This window comes from Actinoplanes sp. DH11 (assembly GCF_020873875.1).
Lineage (GTDB): Bacteria > Actinomycetota > Actinomycetes > Mycobacteriales > Micromonosporaceae > Actinoplanes.
Genome location: NZ_JAHWGU010000005.1, coordinates 86,660 through 103,875, shown reverse-complemented (window position 1 = coordinate 103,875; position 17,216 = coordinate 86,660). Strand labels below are relative to the sequence as shown.

General features: G+C 70.9%; 7 protein-coding genes. 5 read left to right on the top strand and 2 right to left on the bottom strand.

The window, feature by feature from the left end; all coding sequences use genetic code 11:
- Positions 1-2: 2 nt before the first annotated feature.
- Both LPA41_RS09230 and LPA41_RS09225 read left to right on the top strand, forming a co-directional pair.
- The gene (locus LPA41_RS09230) at positions 3-1,637 is read left to right on the top strand and encodes a glycoside hydrolase family 13 protein (protein WP_229069598.1); all 1,635 of its coding nucleotides are present in this window, start codon (positions 3-5) and stop codon (positions 1,635-1,637) included.
- Between the two features lie 77 nt (positions 1,638-1,714).
- Complete coding sequence (locus tag LPA41_RS09225; protein ID WP_229069597.1) at positions 1,715-5,020, top strand: CARDB domain-containing protein; 3,306 nt, start codon at positions 1,715-1,717, stop codon at positions 5,018-5,020.
- Positions 5,021-5,229: 209 nt separating this feature from the next.
- Here the strand turns inward: LPA41_RS09225 and LPA41_RS09220 are convergent, their stop codons facing one another.
- Together LPA41_RS09220 and LPA41_RS09215 are read right to left on the bottom strand one after the other, a co-directional pair.
- Complete coding sequence (locus LPA41_RS09220) at positions 5,230-7,611, bottom strand: bifunctional SulP family inorganic anion transporter/carbonic anhydrase (protein ID WP_304523755.1); 2,382 nt, start codon at positions 7,609-7,611, stop codon at positions 5,230-5,232.
- A gap of 1,812 nt (positions 7,612-9,423) precedes the next feature.
- Positions 9,424-10,509 carry an NAD-dependent epimerase/dehydratase family protein gene (locus LPA41_RS09215; protein ID WP_229069595.1) on the bottom strand — a complete coding sequence of 362 codons (1,086 nt, stop codon included), beginning with the start codon at positions 10,507-10,509 and terminating at the stop codon, positions 9,424-9,426.
- Positions 10,510-10,748: 239 nt separating this feature from the next.
- Here LPA41_RS09215 and LPA41_RS09210 point away from each other — a divergent pair, with 239 nt between their 5' ends.
- The 3 genes from LPA41_RS09210 (at position 10,749) to LPA41_RS09200 (ending at position 17,185) form a co-directional block, all read left to right on the top strand.
- Positions 10,749-13,367 (top strand): carboxylate--amine ligase/circularly permuted type 2 ATP-grasp protein, encoded by a 2,619-nt coding sequence (locus LPA41_RS09210; protein WP_229069593.1) that lies wholly within the window; start codon positions 10,749-10,751, stop codon positions 13,365-13,367.
- 95 nt (positions 13,368-13,462) lie between these two features.
- Positions 13,463-15,235 (top strand): N-acetylglutaminylglutamine amidotransferase, encoded by a 1,773-nt coding sequence (locus tag LPA41_RS09205; RefSeq protein WP_229069591.1) that lies wholly within the window; start codon positions 13,463-13,465, stop codon positions 15,233-15,235.
- A gap of 21 nt (positions 15,236-15,256) precedes the next feature.
- On the top strand, positions 15,257-17,185 hold the full coding sequence (locus LPA41_RS09200; RefSeq protein ID WP_229069589.1) for a prolyl oligopeptidase family serine peptidase: 1,929 nt from the start codon (positions 15,257-15,259) through the stop codon (positions 17,183-17,185).
- The last annotated feature ends 31 nt before the right edge of the window (positions 17,186-17,216 follow it).

Below are 17,216 nucleotides of genomic sequence, written 5' to 3'. Positions count from 1 at the left end.
TCGTGTCCACAAATGACGCCCCCGGGTGGTGGCGGAGCGCGGTCATCTACCAGGTGTACCCGCGGAGCTTCGCCGACTCGAACGGCGACGGCGTCGGCGACATCGGTGGCATCCGTGCCCGGCTGGGCCACCTGCGTGACCTCGGGGTCGACGCGATCTGGATGAGCCCCTGGTACCCGTCGCCGATGGCGGACGCCGGCTACGACGTCGCCGACTTCCGCGACATCGACCCGGTCTTCGGCAGCCTGGCCGAGGCGGAGGCGCTCATCGCGGAGGCGCACGCGACGGGAATCCGCATGATCGTCGACATCGTCCCGAATCACATCTCCAGCGCGCACCCGTGGTTCCAGGCGGCCCTGGCCTCCCCGGACGCACCGGAGCGGGACTACTTCTGGTTCCGCCCCGGCCGAGGCGACGGCGGCAGCGGCGACGGCAGCGGCGACGGCAGCGGCGATCGGATGCCGACCGACTGGACCGGTGAGTTCGGCGGGACGACCTGGACCCGGGCCCCGGACGGCGCCTGGTACCTGCATCTGTTCACCCCGGAACAGCCCGACCTGAACTGGGAGCACCCGGTCGTCAAGGCCGAGTTCGAGAGCATCCTGCGGTTCTGGTTCGACCGGGGTGTCGACGGCATCCGGATCGACTCGGCGGCACTGCTCTTCAAGGACCCGGAACTGCCCGAGGTGACCGACGGCGCCCCGCACCCGTTCCACGACCTCGACGCCGTGCACGACGTCTACCGCTCCTGGCGGCGGGTCGCCGACGAGTACCCGGACCGGGCCCTGATCGGCGAGGTCTGGATGCCGGAGGTCGACCGGTTCACCAACTATCTGCGCCCGGACGAGCTGCACGCCGCCTTCAACTTCGACTTCCTCGGCTGCGCCTGGGACCCGGAGATGATGCGGGCGTGCATCGACCGGACTCTCCAGGCGCACGAAGCCGTCGGCGCACCGCCCACCTGGGTGCTGTCCAACCACGACGTCACCCGGCACGTGACCCGGTACGGCCGCACCGACACCACGTTCAGCTTCGACAACAACCTCGACGGCACCCCGGTGGACCTGGAACTGGGCACCCGCCGGGCGCGTGCCGCCGCGCTGCTGTCGCTTTCGCTGCCCGGCTCTGCCTACGTCTATCAGGGCGAGGAGCTGGGTCTTTGGGAGAACGAGAGCATCCCGCCCGAGGCGATCCAGGACCCGATGTACGCGCGGCGCGGCCACACCCGCGACGGCTGCCGGGTGCCGTTGCCGTGGGCGGCCGACGAGCCGCCGTTCGACTTCACCGAGGGCGATCCCTGGCTGCCGCAGCCCGCGGAGTGGAAGGACCGGACCGTCCAGGCGCAGACCGGCGACCCCCGTTCGATGCTGGAGCTCTACCGCTCGGCGATCCGCCTGCGTCGCGCCGAACCGGGCCTGCACGCCCCGGCGATGACCTGGCTGGACGCGGCGCCGGGGGTGCTCGCCTACACGCGCGGGACGGACTTCGCCTGCGTGCTCAACCTGTCCGGCACGCCGGTCCCGCTGCCGGAGCACACCCGTCCGCTGCTCCTCAGCGGGCCTCTCGAGGACGGCGGTCTCCTCCCCCCGGACACCGCCGCCTGGCTGCGCACCGCTCACACCGAGCCGCGCGGCTGAGTCGTCCGGGCGTCCCGGGTTCCACCGCCCGGGGCGCCCGGCGTACCACCTCCGTCCCCGTCCAGAGAGGCGCTCCCATGTCTCGACTCAGACGCCGGATCCTCGCAGCGGCCGCCGCTGCGAGCTTCGCCGGCGCCCTCCTCCACGCGCCTGCCGCTTCGGCGGCCGGCCCCAACCTCGCCGCGGGCAAGACGTTCACCGCCAGCAGCCAGTCCGAGGTCTACGGCCCGGGCAACGCGGGCGACAGCAACGCGAACAGCTACTGGGAGAGCGCCAACAACGCCTTCCCGCAGTGGCTCCAGGTCGATCTGGGCTCCACCGTCCAGGTCGACCAGGCCGTGCTGAAGCTGCCGCCGGAGACCGCGTGGGCCACCCGCACGCAGACCGTCGCCATCTCCGGCAGCACGAACGGCTCGTCGTTCAGCACGATCAAGGCCGGCGCCGGGTACGTCTTCAACCCGTCGTCGGCGAACACGGTGACCGTCGACCTGACCGCCACGAACGTCCGCTACCTGCGGCTGACGTTCACCGCGAACACCGGCTGGCCGGCCGGTCAGCTCGCCGAACTGGAGGTCTACGGCCCGACCGGCGGTGACCCGGACCCCGACCCGGACCCGAACCCGCCGACCGGCACGAACCTCGCTGCCAAGAAGCCGATCGAGGCGTCGTCGACCGTGCACACGTTCGTCGCGACGAACGCGAACGACGAGAACACCGCCACCTACTGGGAGGGCGGCGCCTACCCCGCGACGCTCACCACGAAGCTGGGTGCGAACGCGGCCCTGACCTCGGTGGTCGTCAAGCTCGACCCGAGCAGTGCGTGGGGCACCCGGACGCAGAGCTTCGCGATCCTCGGCCGGGAGCAGTCGGCGGCCTCCTTCTCGACGGTGAAGGCCGGTGCCTCGTACACCTTCAATCCGGCCACCGGCAACACGGTGACCATCCCGGTCAGCGCGACCGTCGCCGACCTGCGTCTGTCCTTCACCGCGAACAGCGGCGCCCCGAGCGGGCAGGTCGCCGAGGTGCAGGCGTTCGGTTCCCTGGCGCCGAACCCGGACCTGACCATCACCTCGACCGGTTTCACGCCGGCCGCACCGGTGGAGACCACCGCGATCACCGCGTCGGCCACGGTGCGCAACGCGGGCTCGGCCGCGTCGGCGGCCTCCAACGTCAACTTCTACCTGGGTACGGCCAGAGCGGGCACCGTGGCAGTCCCGGCCCTGGCCGCCGGCGCCACCACCACGGTCTCGGTGAGCATCGGCGCCCGTGACGCCGGCAGCTACCAGCTCTCCGCGAAGGTCGACGAGGCGAACGCCGTCCTGGAGACCAACGAGGCGAACAATTCGTGGACCCACCCGTCGGCGCTCGTCGTCACCCCGGTGAGCAGCTCCGACCTGGTCGCGTCGTCGGTGAACTGGTCGCCGGCCACCCCGGCCGCGGGCAGCACCGTGACGTTCTCGGTCACCCTGCGCAACCAGGGCTCGGCCGCCTCGGCCGGTGGCGCGCACACCGTGACGCTCACCGTGCTGAACGGGTCGACGGTGGTGCGTACGCTGACCGGCTCCTGGTCCGGCACGCTCGCCGCCGGCGCCTCCTCCCCCGCGATCAACCTGGGCACCTGGACAGCGGCGAACGGCCGTTACACGGTGCGCACGGTGGTGGCGAACGACGGCAACGAGCTGCCGGTCAAGCAGGCCAACAACACCAGCGAGAAGCCGTTCTTCGTGGGGCGCGGCGCGAACATGCCGTTCGACTTCTACGAGGCCGAGGACGGTCAGACCGGCGGCGGCGCGGCGGTCGTCGGGCCCAACCGCACGGTCGGCGACCTGGCCGGTGAGGCGTCCGGCCGCCGGGCGGTGACCCTGAACCAGACCGGGGCGTACGTGCAGTGGACCACCCGGGCGGCGACGAACACCCTTGTCACCCGCTTCTCCATCCCGGACGGCACGAACAGCTCGATAAACGTGTACGTCAACGGGGCGCTCAACCGCACGCTGCCGCTGACCTCGAAGTACGCGTGGCTGTACGGCAACGAGGCGAGCCCGCAGAACTCCGGTTCCGGGCCGCGGCACATCTACGACGAGGCGAACATCATGCTGACCGGCTCGTTCCCGGCGGGCAGCACGATCAAGCTGCAGAAGGACGCCGCTAACTCCGGTCCGATCGCGATCGACTTCATGAACACCGAACAGGTCGCCCCGATCGCCAACCCGGACGCCGCGAAGTACGTGGTACCGACCGGTTTCGATCAGCAGTCGGTGCAGAACGCGCTGGACACGGCCCGTCAGGACAGCACCAAGATCGGTGTCTACCTGCCGGCCGGCGACTACCAGACGTCCAACAAGTTCCAGGTCTACGGCAAGGCGCTGCGGGTGATCGGTGCCGGGCCCTGGTACACCCGGTTCCACACGCCGTCGACGCAGACCGAGACGGACGCCGGCTTCCGGGCCGACGCCACCGCCAACGGCTCGACGTTCGCGAACTTCGCGTTCTTCGGCAACTACACGATCCGCATCGACGGTCCCGGGAAGGTGTTCGACCTCGCCAACGTCGCCGACATCACGATCGACAACATCTGGACCGAGCACGTGGTCTGCCTCTACTGGGGCGCCAACACCGACCGCATGAAGATCACCAACTCGCGGATCCGGAACACCTTCGCCGACGGCGTGAACATGACCAACGGCAGCACCGACAACCTGGTCGACAACAACGAGGCCCGGGCCACCGGCGACGACAGTTTCGCGCTCTTCTCGGCGATCGACGCGGGCGGCGCCGACGAGATCAACAACGTCTTCTCGAACCTCACGTCGATCCTGACCTGGCGCGCGGCGGGCCTCGCGGTCTACGGCGGCTACGCCAACACGTTCAAGAACATCTACATCGCGGACACCCTGGTCTACTCGGGCATCACGATCAGCTCGCTGGACTTCGGCTACCCGATGAACGGGTTCGGCGCCTCCCCGCCGACCAGTTTCGACAACATCTCGATCGTCCGGGCCGGCGGCCACTTCTGGGGAAACCAGGTCTTCCCGGCGATCTGGGTGTTCAGCGCCTCGAAGGTGTTCCAGGGCATCCGGGTGAGCAACGTCGACATCGTTGACCCGACCTACTCCGGGATCATGTTCCAGACCAACTACGTGGGCGGTCAGCCGCAGAACATCATCAAGGACACCGTCTTCACCAACGTCACGATCACCGGGGCGCGCCGCAGCGGTGACCAGTACGACGCCAAGTCCGGCTACGGCATCTGGGCCAACCCGATGCCGGAGGCCGGCCAGGGTCCCGCGGTGGGCTCGGTGACCTTCAACAACCTGCGGATGAGCGACAACTACCGCGACATCGAGAACCCGACGAGCACCTTCACGATCAACCGCAATTGATCCACCGGGCGCGCCCTCGTCCGGGCACGCCTTTGACCGGGCACGCCTTTGACCGGGTACGCCTTTGACCGGGTACGACCTTGACCGGGTACGACAGCACGGGGCCCGCGCATGTCGCGCGGGCCCCGTCTCCCCATGTTTTGTGCGAACAGTTCTGCTGTCTTACGCGGTCCGGACGCTCGGCGTCCGTGCGGCGATCCCGCCGCCTGTCAGGCGGCGGCTCCGGTCAGCCGGTCGCCTTCCTGCTTCTCCCGGCCCGGGCCGTCCCCGCGACCGGGACCGTCACCGTCCCCGTGGCCGGCACTGTCCCCGTGGCCGGCACTGTCCCCGTGGCCGGCACCGTCCCCCCGGTCAGCACCGTCCCCCCGGCCGGCACTGTCTCCGGCGGGTACCCCGCTCTCCCAGCCGGCGGGCGTCATGAGCGGGTGGGCGCCCGACTCCGGGTCCACCGCGTACATCCGGGCCTCGGCCAGGTCGAAGTACATCCCGGTGATGCGCAGCCGGCCGGCCGCCTCGGCAGCCCGGACGGTCGGATAGCTGCGCAGGTTCGCCAGCTGCTGCACCACGTTGTCGGTGCAGCAACGTGCCTCGTCACCGGAGTCGCTGAACCGTACGCCGGAGAGCGCCAGCCAGTTCCCCAGCCCGGAGGCGGGCTCGTCCGGTGCGGTGCCGCCCGGCCCGGCCGGATCCGCACTGTCCGGCCCGGCGGCCGTCGCCTGGCTCACCAGCGCCCGCACCGCGCCACAGCCGGAGTGGCCGCAGACGGTGATCGTGGTGACGCCAAGGACGTCCACCGCGTACTCGATCGCGGCGCCGACCGACGAGTCCGCCGAGCCGTGCCGGGGCACGATGTTGCCGACGTTGCGCACGCAGAACAGGTCACCCGGCCCGCTCGCCGTGATCAGGTTCGGCACCAGGCGCGAGTCGGCGCAGGTGATGAAGAGCTGCTCCGGATTCTGCCCGTCCCGGGCCAGGTCGGCGAGTTCCGGCCGGACCAGGGGCGCGACCGAACGCTCGAACTCGGCGATCCCCGCCGCCATGGCGTCCCGGCGCTGGTGGTCGATGCCCTGCCAGCGCGACCAGGATCCGAGCAGCCGCGGCGTGGTCGGTCGCGGCGTACGCTTGCCGCCGCCCAGCCGCCCGGACAGCGCCTGCGAGAACCAGGAGTCGTGCACCTCACGGATCCGGACCCGGCCGCCGCCACGCTCGTAAGCCTCCTGCCAGTCCTTGATCGTCTCGAACGCACCGTGGTCGAGGTAGTCCAGGTGCAGCTCGACGTCGACCTTCGCACCCGCCGGCAGTTTGCCGAACTCGCGGGTGAGCCGCGCCGACTCGACGAACGCCAGCGTCCCGGTGATCGTGACCAGCCAGTCCCCCGGCGACCGCTCGACCGTGCGGATCTCGCACCGGGTGAGCCGCCAGAGGATGAACAGCGCCGCCGTGATCATGCCGAGCGCCACACCGGTCAGCAGGTCCGTGAAGACCACGCCGAACGCCGTGACCAGGTAGGCCGGCAGTTCCCGGTGCCGCGCGTAGGTACGGATCTGGGCCAGGCTGATCAACCGCAACCCGACCACGATCAGCACGCCCGCGAGGACCGCCATCGGGATCGTCTCGAGCAGCCCGGCGAAAAAGATCACGAACAGCGCGATCCAGACACCGTGCAGGATCGCCGAGGCACGGGTACGCGCACCGGCCGCCACGTTCGTCGAACTGCGGACGATCACCCCCGTCACCGGCAGGCCGCCGAGCAGGCCGGAAACCGTGTTGGCGGCTCCCTGGCCGACCAGTTCGCGGTTCAGGTTGGCCCGCTTGCCCTCGTGCATCCGGTCCACGGCCACCGCCGAGAGCAGCGACTCGACGCTCGCCACCAGGGCGATCGTCATGACGGCCACGGTGATCTCCCGCAGGGGCGCGTCCGGCCAGGCGGGCGTGATCAGGCCGGCGAGCGGGTCGTCGGGCAGGTTCACCCGCACCACGTCGGCGCCGATCGCGGCGGCCAGGGCCGTCATCGACACCACTGCCACCAGGGCGGCGGGAAGCATGGACACGCGCACCACGCGCGGCCAGATGATCAGGATCGCCACGGTGAGTACACCGAGCAGCGCCGCGACGCTGTGGTGCGAGACGATCTGGGCGGGCAGGTCACGAAGGTTGTGCCAGGCAGAGCTCTGCGGGCTGCCGCCGAGCATCACGTGCACCTGGCTGAGCGCGATGACCAGGCCGATCCCGGCGAGCATGCCGTGCACGACGGCGGGCGAGAGGGCGAGGGCGGCGCGCCCCAGGCGGGAGACGCCGAGCAGGATCTGGAGGAGACCGGCGACCGCGACGATCGCGGCCGTGCCGGCGAACCCGAAGTCGGCCACGGCTCCGGCGACGATCACGGTGAGACCGGCCGCGGGGCCGCTCACCTGGAGCGGAGCGCCACCCAAGGCGCCCGCCACGATGCCGCCGACAACCGCGGCGACCAACCCTGCCAGAAGCGGGGCTCCGGATGCCGCTGCGATTCCCAGCGACAACGGAATGGCGATCAGGAACACGACGATGGACGCCGGCAAGTCCCGGCGCAACAACTGCGTCAAGTCGGACATTTCAGCAAAATACCGAATAATGATTAACGGGTCATTACGCAACCGGCCCTTACCCCGTAAACACAGCAAATTGCCGCCTGGCACTCAGCGAGATCCCAGCAAGTTATGGATCATGCATGCCACGCACCTGATGGAAATCTTCCCGCAGAAACGCCTCCAGCCCGGAGAACCTGCCGCTCAGGGACCGTTCCACAGCAATCTCGCCGGTTTCCCCGGTCAGCGCCCGAAAGTTCCCCAACAACCCTCGCGGCGAGTTCTACACGAAAACTCCCGCCGACCGCCCCCAAGAACCCAGTCGCCGACTCCACCGGCCCAGAGCCGCACACACCGCCCCGCAGCCCACCCCCACCGCGTCTGCGCCACCACCCACCAAGCGCGCCGCCATCACAATCCGTGCGCCCAACACCACCGCTGGCCCACCCACCGCTGGCCCACCACCGCCTGGCCCGGCATCACCGCCTGGCCCGGCATCACCGCCTGGCCGGCCACCACCCACCGCGCCTGCCCCCACCACCAACCAAGCGCCGCCATCACAGTCCGTGCGCCGACCACCACCGTTGGCCCACCCATCGCTGGCCCACCCACCGCTGGCCCACCCACCTCGCCCAGCACCACCGCCTGGCCGGCCACCACCCACCGCGCGTGCGCCCACCACCACCTCCGCGCGGCCACCCCCCACCGCCGGACCCACCACCCATCGCGCGTGCGCCCACCACCCAAGCGCCCCGCCACCTACTGCGCGCGCCATCACCCAGGCGCCCCACCACCTACTGCGCGTACGCCCACCACCCAGGCGCCCCACCACCACCTACCGCGCGGGCCCAGCATCACGACCGCGTGGCCACCACCCACCGCGCCTGCGCCACCACCCATCGCGCGTGCGCCCACCACCGCCACCGCGTGCCCACCACCACCCACCGCATGCGCCCACCGCTGCCCCACGGCACGCCGCCAACCGCGCTACGCCCCGGCGGACGTCCCTCCCTGATCGCCGTCCAGCCGATGCCGCCCACGCATCAACGCCGCGTCCCCGTTCGGGCCCAGTGGCGCCAGACGCGGCGTCCCCGTCGAGAAGTTGATCTGCTAGCGCTACGAAATCGCGGTTTCAAGCCCTTGATCACAGCGATTTCGTAGCGCTAGCAGATCAACACGGCCGCGGACCCAACGCGGCCGAGGGCAGCTAGTTCATGCGGGCAGGCGAGGGCAAGCAACACCACGCCGCACTCATCGGCTTCACCCGGCGCCGCGTTCCTACCCGCCGCCGCGTCGACATCCTGCGCGCCATGCTTGCGCCGCACCCGGGTTGGCACCCGGGATGCCGCACCCAGGCCAGCACCCGGGGTCAGCACCCGGGGTCAGCGCCCGGGGTCGGCAGCCGGGGTCAGCGCCCGGCCGCCGCCGGGCCCGCGCCGCACCTGCACCTTCTACCAGTGTGAACCGGCAGAAGCGATCGCTACCAGGTCGAACCGACGGAATAGCCCGCTTTAAGTACGAACAGGCAGATGAGCCGGCTATCGGTCTGAACAGGTGGATGAGTCGGCGATCAGCGCGAAGCCGGCGGGAGGAGCCAGCCATGAGTACGAATCGGTGGAAAGCCCGTCATCAGTACGAACCGGCGGCAGGAGCCGGCCATCAGCGCGAACCGGCGGGAGAGCTCGCTGCGGCTGCTTGGACAGGGCCATAGGGACACCCCCACGGCCCTTCCGTGCGCACCGAACGGCAGAGTCGTGGCCAGGCAGGTTCCCCAGGGGAACGCTCTGCCCGAGCCACGGCTCAGAAGCGGGACGGCGGGACGGCGGGACGGCGGGACTGTCAGGCCTTCCAGACGTCCTTGTTCGACTCGTACATGTCGCGCAGGATCATCGGGACGTCGTACTTGACCTTCCAGTCCGGGTAGTGCTCCTCGAACCGGGCGGTGCTGCTGATCCACCACTGGTGGTCGCCGACCCGGTTCTCCGGCACGTACTCCGTGCGGGCCTCGACGCCGGCGATCCCGGACGCGATCTGGAACGCCTCGAGGACGCTGCAGTTGGAGGTGCGGCCGCCGCCCATGTTGTAGACCTCGGCCACCCGCGGCGCCCGGTGGAACACCTCGAACGCCGACACCAGGTCGCTGGAGTGGATCGCGTCGCGGACCTGCTTGCCCTTGTAGCCGAAGATCCGGTAGAGCCGCTGCTCCATCACGCAGCGCATCACGTACGCCAGGAAGCCGTGCAGCTCCGCCGCGGAGTGCCCGGGCCCGGTCAGCGTGCCGCCCCGGAAGACCGCGGTCGGCATGTCGAAGTAGCGGCCGTACTCCTGGACCATCACGTCGGCCGCGACCTTGGACGCCCCGAAGACCGAGTGCAGGCACTGGTCGATCGACATGGTCTCGTCGATCCCGTCGTACCACTTGTGGTCCGCCGGCAGCTCCCAGCGGGTGTCCTGCTCGATCAGCGGCAGCGAGTTCGGCAGGTCGCCGTAGACCTTGTTGGTCGAGGTGAAGATGAAGGGCGCGTCGATCGCGTGCTTCCGGGTCGCCTCGAGCATGTTGATCGTGCCGACCGCGTTCACGTCGAAGTCGGTGAACGGCTCGCGGGCGGCCCAGTCGTGGCTGGGCTGCGCGGCGGCGTGGATGACCAGGCCGATGTTCTTGCCGAGGCCGGCGAAGAGCTTGTCCAGGCCGTCGCGGTCGCGGATGTCGATGCCGTGGTGCGTGTACCGCGCGCCCACCTCGCTGGTGAGCCGTTCCAGGTTCCACTTGGTGGAACCGTCGGCGCCGAAGAAGTAACCACGCATGTCGTTGTCGACGCCGACCACGTCCATGCCGAGCCCGGCGAAGTGCCGGACCGCCTCGGACCCGATCAGGCCGGCCGATCCGGTGATTACCACGACGTTGCCGGTCGGGACGCTGCTCATCAGGACCTCCGTGGGTTGTGGGGCGCCACCGGCCGAGGTTACACATCGCCGGCTCGGCGGGGGCGGGCCGGTCGGCCGAACAAGCCGGACGAGCACAGGGCCGGGATGAAGATCGCGTGACGAGTTCGATCGTCATGCTTGACCGGCGCGCGAAACGGGCACGTCACAGATTCGCTACATCAGATGGGAAAGCTCCGGCGGACACGGACCCCCTTTGCCGGAACTCATGGAGGCGATCGATGACGGAGTCCCTTCAGGCACCCAGTCCCGGCGATTACGAGCCGGTGCGACGGACGGAACGGGTGGAGGCAGCCGACGCAGGCGCCGGTCTCACCCTCGGTGTGGAGGAGGAGTTGCACGTCGTCGACCTCTCGACGCGGGAACTCGTACCCCAGGCCCCGGAGATCCTGGACCGCCTGGACGCCGCGCATTTCTCCGCCGAGCTGCACCGCTCGGTCGTGGAGACCAACACCCCGGTGAGCGCCACCCTGGACGGTCTGCGGACCGGCATCGCGGAGCGGCGGCGTACGGCGATCGCCGTGGCCGAGTCGCTCGGCCTGGGGCTGGTCGCCGCCGGAACGGTTCCGCTCGTGGACCTGGACCGGTTGCCGGTGACGCCGACCACCCGGTACCAGCGGATGCTGCACGAATACCAGATGCTCGTCCGCGAGCAGCTCATCTGCGGCACCCAGGTGCACGTCGGTGTGCCGGACCGCGACGAGGCGGTCGCGGTGACGCAGCGGGTGGCGCCGGTCCTGCCGGTGCTGCTGGCGCTCTCGGCCAGCTCGCCGTTCTGGATGGGCGAGGACTCCGGGTACGCCAGTGTCCGCTCCCTGGTGTGGATGCGCTGGCCGACCGCCGGTGACAGCGGGCAGCTGCTCTCCGCCGCCGAGCATGACGAACTGGTCAGCGACCTGATCGCGTCCGGGACGATCAGCGACCCGAAGATGGTCTACTTCGACGTCCGGCCGTCCGCGCACGTGCCCACCGTGGAGCTGCGGGTCACCGACGCGAGCCCGGACGTGGAGACCGTCGTCCTGATCGCCGGCGTCTTCCGCGCCCTGGTGCTGCGGGCCCGCCAGGAGCACCGGGCCGGCGTCCCGCTGCCGGCCCTGCGCCCGCCGCTGCACCGGGCGGCGATGTGGCGGGCCGCGCGGTCCGGTCTGGAGGGCGACCTGCTGGACCTGCCCCGGTCGCCGATACCGGTGCCGGCGGCGGCCGCGGTGGAACGGCTGATCGCCGGGTTGCGCCCGCAACTGGAGGAACTGGGCGACTGGGACCAGGTCTTCGACCTGTCGTTGCGCGCGCTGAGCCGCGGTAGTTCGGCCGCACGCCAGCGGCGCGCCCTGGCCCGCCGCGGGCGGCTTGCCGACGTGGTGGACATGCTCGTCACCGACACCCGGGGCGGTCCGGTCGGCGCCGGCCCGGCCGAGATGCCGCCGCCGGTCCGGCTGGAGACCTACGGGGCCGCGGGCGACGAGGCGTTCCCGGACGGCCGGGTGGCGCCGGCCTACGCGGGGATGCTGCCGGTGCTGACCTCGCTCGGGGCGACCGGGCTGCGGCAGCGCGAGGACGCCCGGGACGAGGAGCAGCGCGCCCGGGGCATCACGTTCAGTGTGGCCGGGGAGGCGGCGACCCGGCTGTTCCCGTTCGACCTGGTGCCGCGGATCGTGCCGGCGAACGACTGGGCGCATCTGCGGTCCGGGCTGGTGCAGCGGGTGCAGGCGCTCAACGCCTTCCTCAACGACGTGTACGGCGACCGGCAGATCGTCTCCGACGGCGTGGTGCCGGAGTGGGTGGTGAACGGGTCGCCGGAGCTGCGGGCCAGCGGTGCCCTGATCTCGCGCCGGGCGATCCGCGCCCAGGTGGCGGGCGTCGACCTGGTCCGGGACGGCACGACCGGTTCCTGGTGTGTGCTGGAGGACAACCTGCGGGTGCCGTCCGGGATCGCGTACGCCATGCAGAACCGCCGTCTGACCTGGAGCGTCCTGCCCGAGGTGCCCCGGCCGGCGGCGCTGCTGTCGGTGGAGGACACCCCGAAGCTGTTGAAGCGGGTGCTCCGGGAGGCGGCCGGTCCGGCGGCGGCCGACGAGCCGCGGATCGTGGTGCTCAGCCAGGGCCCGGACGACTCGGCCTGGTTCGAGCACCGGATGCTCGCCGAGGCGATGGACGTGCCGGTCGTGCGCAGCACCGAGCTCTTCGTCGACGAGGGCCGGGTGTGGCGGCTGCGGGACGGTCACCGGCACCCGGTCGACGTGATCTACCTGCGGATGAGCGAGGACAGCCTGGTGCACTCGCCCGGCGCGGACGGCATGCCGCTGGGCCCGAGCCTGGTGGCGGCCCTGCACGCGGACACGGTGGTGCTGGCGAACGCGCTCGGCAACGGCGTCGCCGACGACAAGGCGGTGTACGCATACGTGCCCAAGATGATCGAGTACTACCTGGGTGAGAAGCCGACCCTCGCGGACGTGCCGACCTACCTGTGCGGCATCCCGGACCAGCGGGTGGAGGTGCTGTCCCGGCTGGCCGAGCTGGTCTGCAAGCCGGTCGACGGCTACGGCGGCGACCGGATCGTGATCGGCCCGCACGCGAGCGCCGACGAACTGGACGCGCTGCGCCGGCAGATCCAGACCGCGCCGCACCGCTGGGTGGCCCAGGAACTGGTGCAGCTCTCCACCCACCCGGTGTTCGACGGGCACCGGCTGGCGCCGCGGCACGTGGACCTGCGCGCGTTCGTGTTCACCGGCACGCACTCGACGGTGGCGCCGGCGGCGCTGACCCGGGTGGCACCCGCCGGCAGCATGATCGTCAATTCGTCGCGCGGTGGCGGCTCGAAGGACACCTGGCTTCTCGGCTGACCGTCGCTTCTCGGCTGACCGTCGGGCGCCGGGCGTCGCCCGGCCGGACGTTTCGCCGATCACTGGAAAAGACATCGAACTGGGGAGGAAATCTCATGTGCGGGATCGCCGGCGAGCTGTGTTTCGGCGACCGGGCCGCGGACACCAAAGCGGTCCACCGGATGCTGCCGTGCCTCGAATCCCGGGGCCCGGACGGCGAGGGCACCTGGAACAACGGGCGGATCGCTTTCGGACACCGGCGGCTGCGGATCATCGACCTCTCCGAGGCCGGGCGGCAGCCCATGACGGACGAGCGGCTCGGACTCACCGTGGTGTTCAACGGCTGCGTCTACAACTATCGCGAGCTGCGGGAAGAGCTTCAGGGGTACGGCTACGAGTTCGTCTCCACGTCGGACACCGAGGTCATCCTGAAGGCGTACCACCGCTGGGGGGCCGACTGCGTCACCCGGTTCCTCGGGATGTTCGCCTTCGCGATCGCCGAGCACGACACCGGGACCGTCACACTGGCCCGGGACCGGCTCGGCATCAAACCGCTCTACCTCGCCGAGACACCGGGGCGGCTGCGGTTCGCCTCGACCCTGCCGGCGCTGCTCGCGGCCGGCGGCGTGGACACGACCATCGACACGGTCGCGCTGCACCACTACATGACGTTCCACTCGGTGGTGCCGGCGCCGCGGACCATCCTCTCCGGGGTGCGCAAGCTGCCGCCGGCGACGGTCCGGGTGATCCGGGCGGACGGGACGTCGACGGAGCGGGTCTACTGGGAGGCGTCGTTCACCCGTACCCTCGATCTCTCCGCGGACGAGTGGGCGGAGGCCCTGCGGGAGAAGCTGCGGCTCGCCGTGGAACGCCGGATGGTCGCCGACGTGCCCGTCGGGGTGCTGCTCTCCGGCGGCCTGGACTCGAGCTTCATCGTGGCGCTGCTCGCCGAGCAGGGGCAGACCGGGCTCACCACGTTCAGCATCGGCTTCGAGGCGGCCGGCGGGGAGAGCGGCGACGAGTTCGCGTACTCGGACCTGATCGCACGGAAGTTCGGCACCCAGCACCACCAGATCAAGATCGGTCACGACCGGTTCCTGCCGGCGGTCGAGCGGACCGTGGCGGCGATGAGCGAGCCGATGGTCAGCCACGACTGCATCGCGTTCAACCTGCTCAGCGAGGACGTCTCGAAGCAGGTCAAGGTCGTACAATCGGGGCAGGGCGCGGACGAGATTCTCGCCGGCTACAGCTGGTACCCGCCGCTCGCCGGCGTGCCCCGCGAGCAGGCCGTCGAGGCGTACGCGAAGGAGTTCTTCGACCGCCCGCACGCCGACCTGGCCCGGCAGCTGAACCCGCGGTGGCTCGTCGACCGGGACGTCTCCCGGGAGTTCGTCGCGGAAAGTTTCGGCCGGCCCGGAGCCACCACCGCGGTCGATGCGGCACTGCGTCTCGACTCGCAGGTGATGCTCGTCGACGATCCGGTCAAGCGGGTGGACAACATGACTATGGCGTGGGGGCTGGAGGCACGCGTACCGTTCCTGGATCACGAGTTGGTGGAGTTCGCGGCGGCCTGCCCGCCCGAGGTCAAACTGGCACAGGGCGGCAAGGGGGTGCTCAAGGAGGCGGCCCGCGGGCTTGTCCCGGACGAGGTCATCGACCGGCCGAAGGGATATTTCCCGGTGCCCGGCATCCGGCACCTGGAAGGCCCGATGCTGGAGAAGGTGCGCGACGCGCTGCACGCGCCGGCGGCCCGGGAGCGGGCGCTGTTCCGGAGCGAGTACGTCGAGGCTCTTCTCGCCGACCCGAACACGCCGCGCACCACGCTCGGCGCGAATCAGTTGTGGCAGCTCGCGCTGCTGGAGATGTGGCTACAGGACAACGGGATCTAGCGGGTCTGGGAGGGTTCTTGCATGGGTGGTCAGCTCAACCGTGTCGACGTCACTGTGCTGCCGGTGGGCTGGAGCCACCCGGACGGCCCACGGACCGAGTCCGAGGTCGCCGGCAACTGGTCGCCGGCGCTGTCCCCGGACGGCCGGCACATGGCGTACGTCTCCGACCGCGGCGGCGTCCCGGCCGTCTGGGTGCAGCCGGTCGGCAGTGAGCTGACGTTCCGGGTCGACACCGGCCCCGAGCCGGTGACCGCGGTGCGCTGGTCCTCCGGCGGCGGCTGGCTGGCCTGCGAGATCACTCCCGGCGGCGCGCCCCGGCACGAGGTGTGGCTGGTCCGGCCGGACGGGTCGGACCTGCACCAGGTCGCCGGCTTCGGCGCGGACACCGCGGAGAACATGCGCTGGCTGCCCGGCCGGCCGGTGCTCGCGGTGACCGAGAATCTGACGGCGGCCGTGCTGATCGACGTGGTCGCCGGCACCCGCACGGTGGTCGCCCGGGCCACCGCGTCGGGAGACCCGGGCGACCTGCTCTCGCTCCTGGACGTGGACCCGGCCGGGCGCTTCGCGCTGCTGCGGTACGGGCCCCGCGGCAACCGTGACATCGTCCTGCGCGACCTGGCCGGCGGCGACCAGAAACCGATCACCCGCGGCGAGCAGGCCGTGTTCAGCCCGGGCGGCGGATGCGTCTACGCCCGCAGCGAGGACGGCGAGTTCCCGGTCCTGATCAGGATCGCCGGTGACGCCGTGGAAGCCCTGGCCGACGTCCCGCCCGCGGGTCCCGCCGCCGAGCCCGGCACTGCCGGGGCCGCCGCTGCCGGGGCCGCCGGGGGCGGGGCCGCCCGCTCGCGCCCCGCCCAGCCGGTCGCCGCGTGCCCCGGGGAGATCGAAAGTTTCGCGGTCACGGCCGATGGCCGTACCGCAGCTGTTCTGTGGAACGTGCGCGGCGGCGAGTCGGAGGTCGCGCTGATCGACCTCGACCATGCCGGCCGGGACGCCGGGGTGCCGCGCGTGGAGGTGATCTCGCCGCTGCCCGGTCTGGTGATCAGTGAGCTCGCGTGGAGTTTCGACGGCTCGGCGCTCGCGTTCACGGCCGAGGGCCCGGGGCAGCCGCACGGCGTCTGGGTGTGGTCGCGGGAGACCGGGGAGGTGCGCGCCGTCTCCGCCGAGGCCGCCGCGCCCGACGCGGTCCGGCCGACGCTGGAGACTTTCCCGGCGCATGACGGGCTCCCCCTGACCGGCTGGCTCTTCACGCCCCGCACGCCCGGGCCGCACCCGACCGTACTCTGGCTGCACGGCGGCCCCGAAGCCCAGGAACGCCCCGGTCACGGACCGCTCTTCCAGTCGCTCGTCAACCGCGGCATCGCCGTCTTCGCGCCCAACGTGCGCGGGTCGTCGGGCTTCGGCCGCACATTCCGGGAGTCGGACAACGTCGGACGGCGCTACGCCGCGATCGAGGACGTCCGGACCTGCGTGGAGCATCTGCGCGCGGCCGGGATCGCCGACGCGGTCGGGTGCATGGGCCGGTCCTACGGCGGCTACCTCACGCTGGCGTCGCTCGTCACGTTCCCCGACCTGTTCGCGTGCGGTGTCGACGTGTGCGGGATGTCGGACTTCGCGACCTTCTACGAGCACACCGAGCCGTGGATCGCGGCGGCCGCGGTCAGCAAGTACGGCCACCCGGTGCACGACGCCGACCTGCTGCGCGACCTGTCGCCCCTGCACCGCATCGACCGGCTGCGGGCGCCGCTGATGGTGGTGCACGGCGAGAACGACAGCAACGTGCCGTTGATCGAGGCGGAGCAGGTGGTGGCCGCCCTGGCCGAGCGCGGTGTCGAGCACCGGTACCTGCTGTTTCCCGACGAGGGGCACGAGCTGCTGCACCGGTCGTCGCGGGCCGAGTACCTCCAGGCCGTGATCGAGTGGCTGGACCGGCACCTGCTGGGTAAGTGAGCCGGTGATCACCCGTGAGTGGGCAGTGAAC

Bases quoted from the DNA above. Each gene is read 5' to 3' on its own strand.
- LPA41_RS09225 (WP_229069597.1), top strand. From the start codon at position 1,715: ATGTCTCGACTCAGACGCCGGATCCTCGCAGCGGCCGCCGCTGCGAGC.
- LPA41_RS09220 (WP_304523755.1), bottom strand. From the start codon at position 7,611: ATGTCCGACTTGACGCAGTTGTTGCGCCGGGACTTGCCGGCGTCCATC.
- LPA41_RS09215 (WP_229069595.1), bottom strand. From the start codon at position 10,509: ATGAGCAGCGTCCCGACCGGCAACGTCGTGGTAATCACCGGATCGGCC.
- LPA41_RS09210 (WP_229069593.1), top strand. From the start codon at position 10,749: ATGACGGAGTCCCTTCAGGCACCCAGTCCCGGCGATTACGAGCCGGTG.
- LPA41_RS09205 (WP_229069591.1), top strand. From the start codon at position 13,463: ATGTGCGGGATCGCCGGCGAGCTGTGTTTCGGCGACCGGGCCGCGGAC.
- LPA41_RS09200 (WP_229069589.1), top strand. From the start codon at position 15,257: ATGGGTGGTCAGCTCAACCGTGTCGACGTCACTGTGCTGCCGGTGGGC.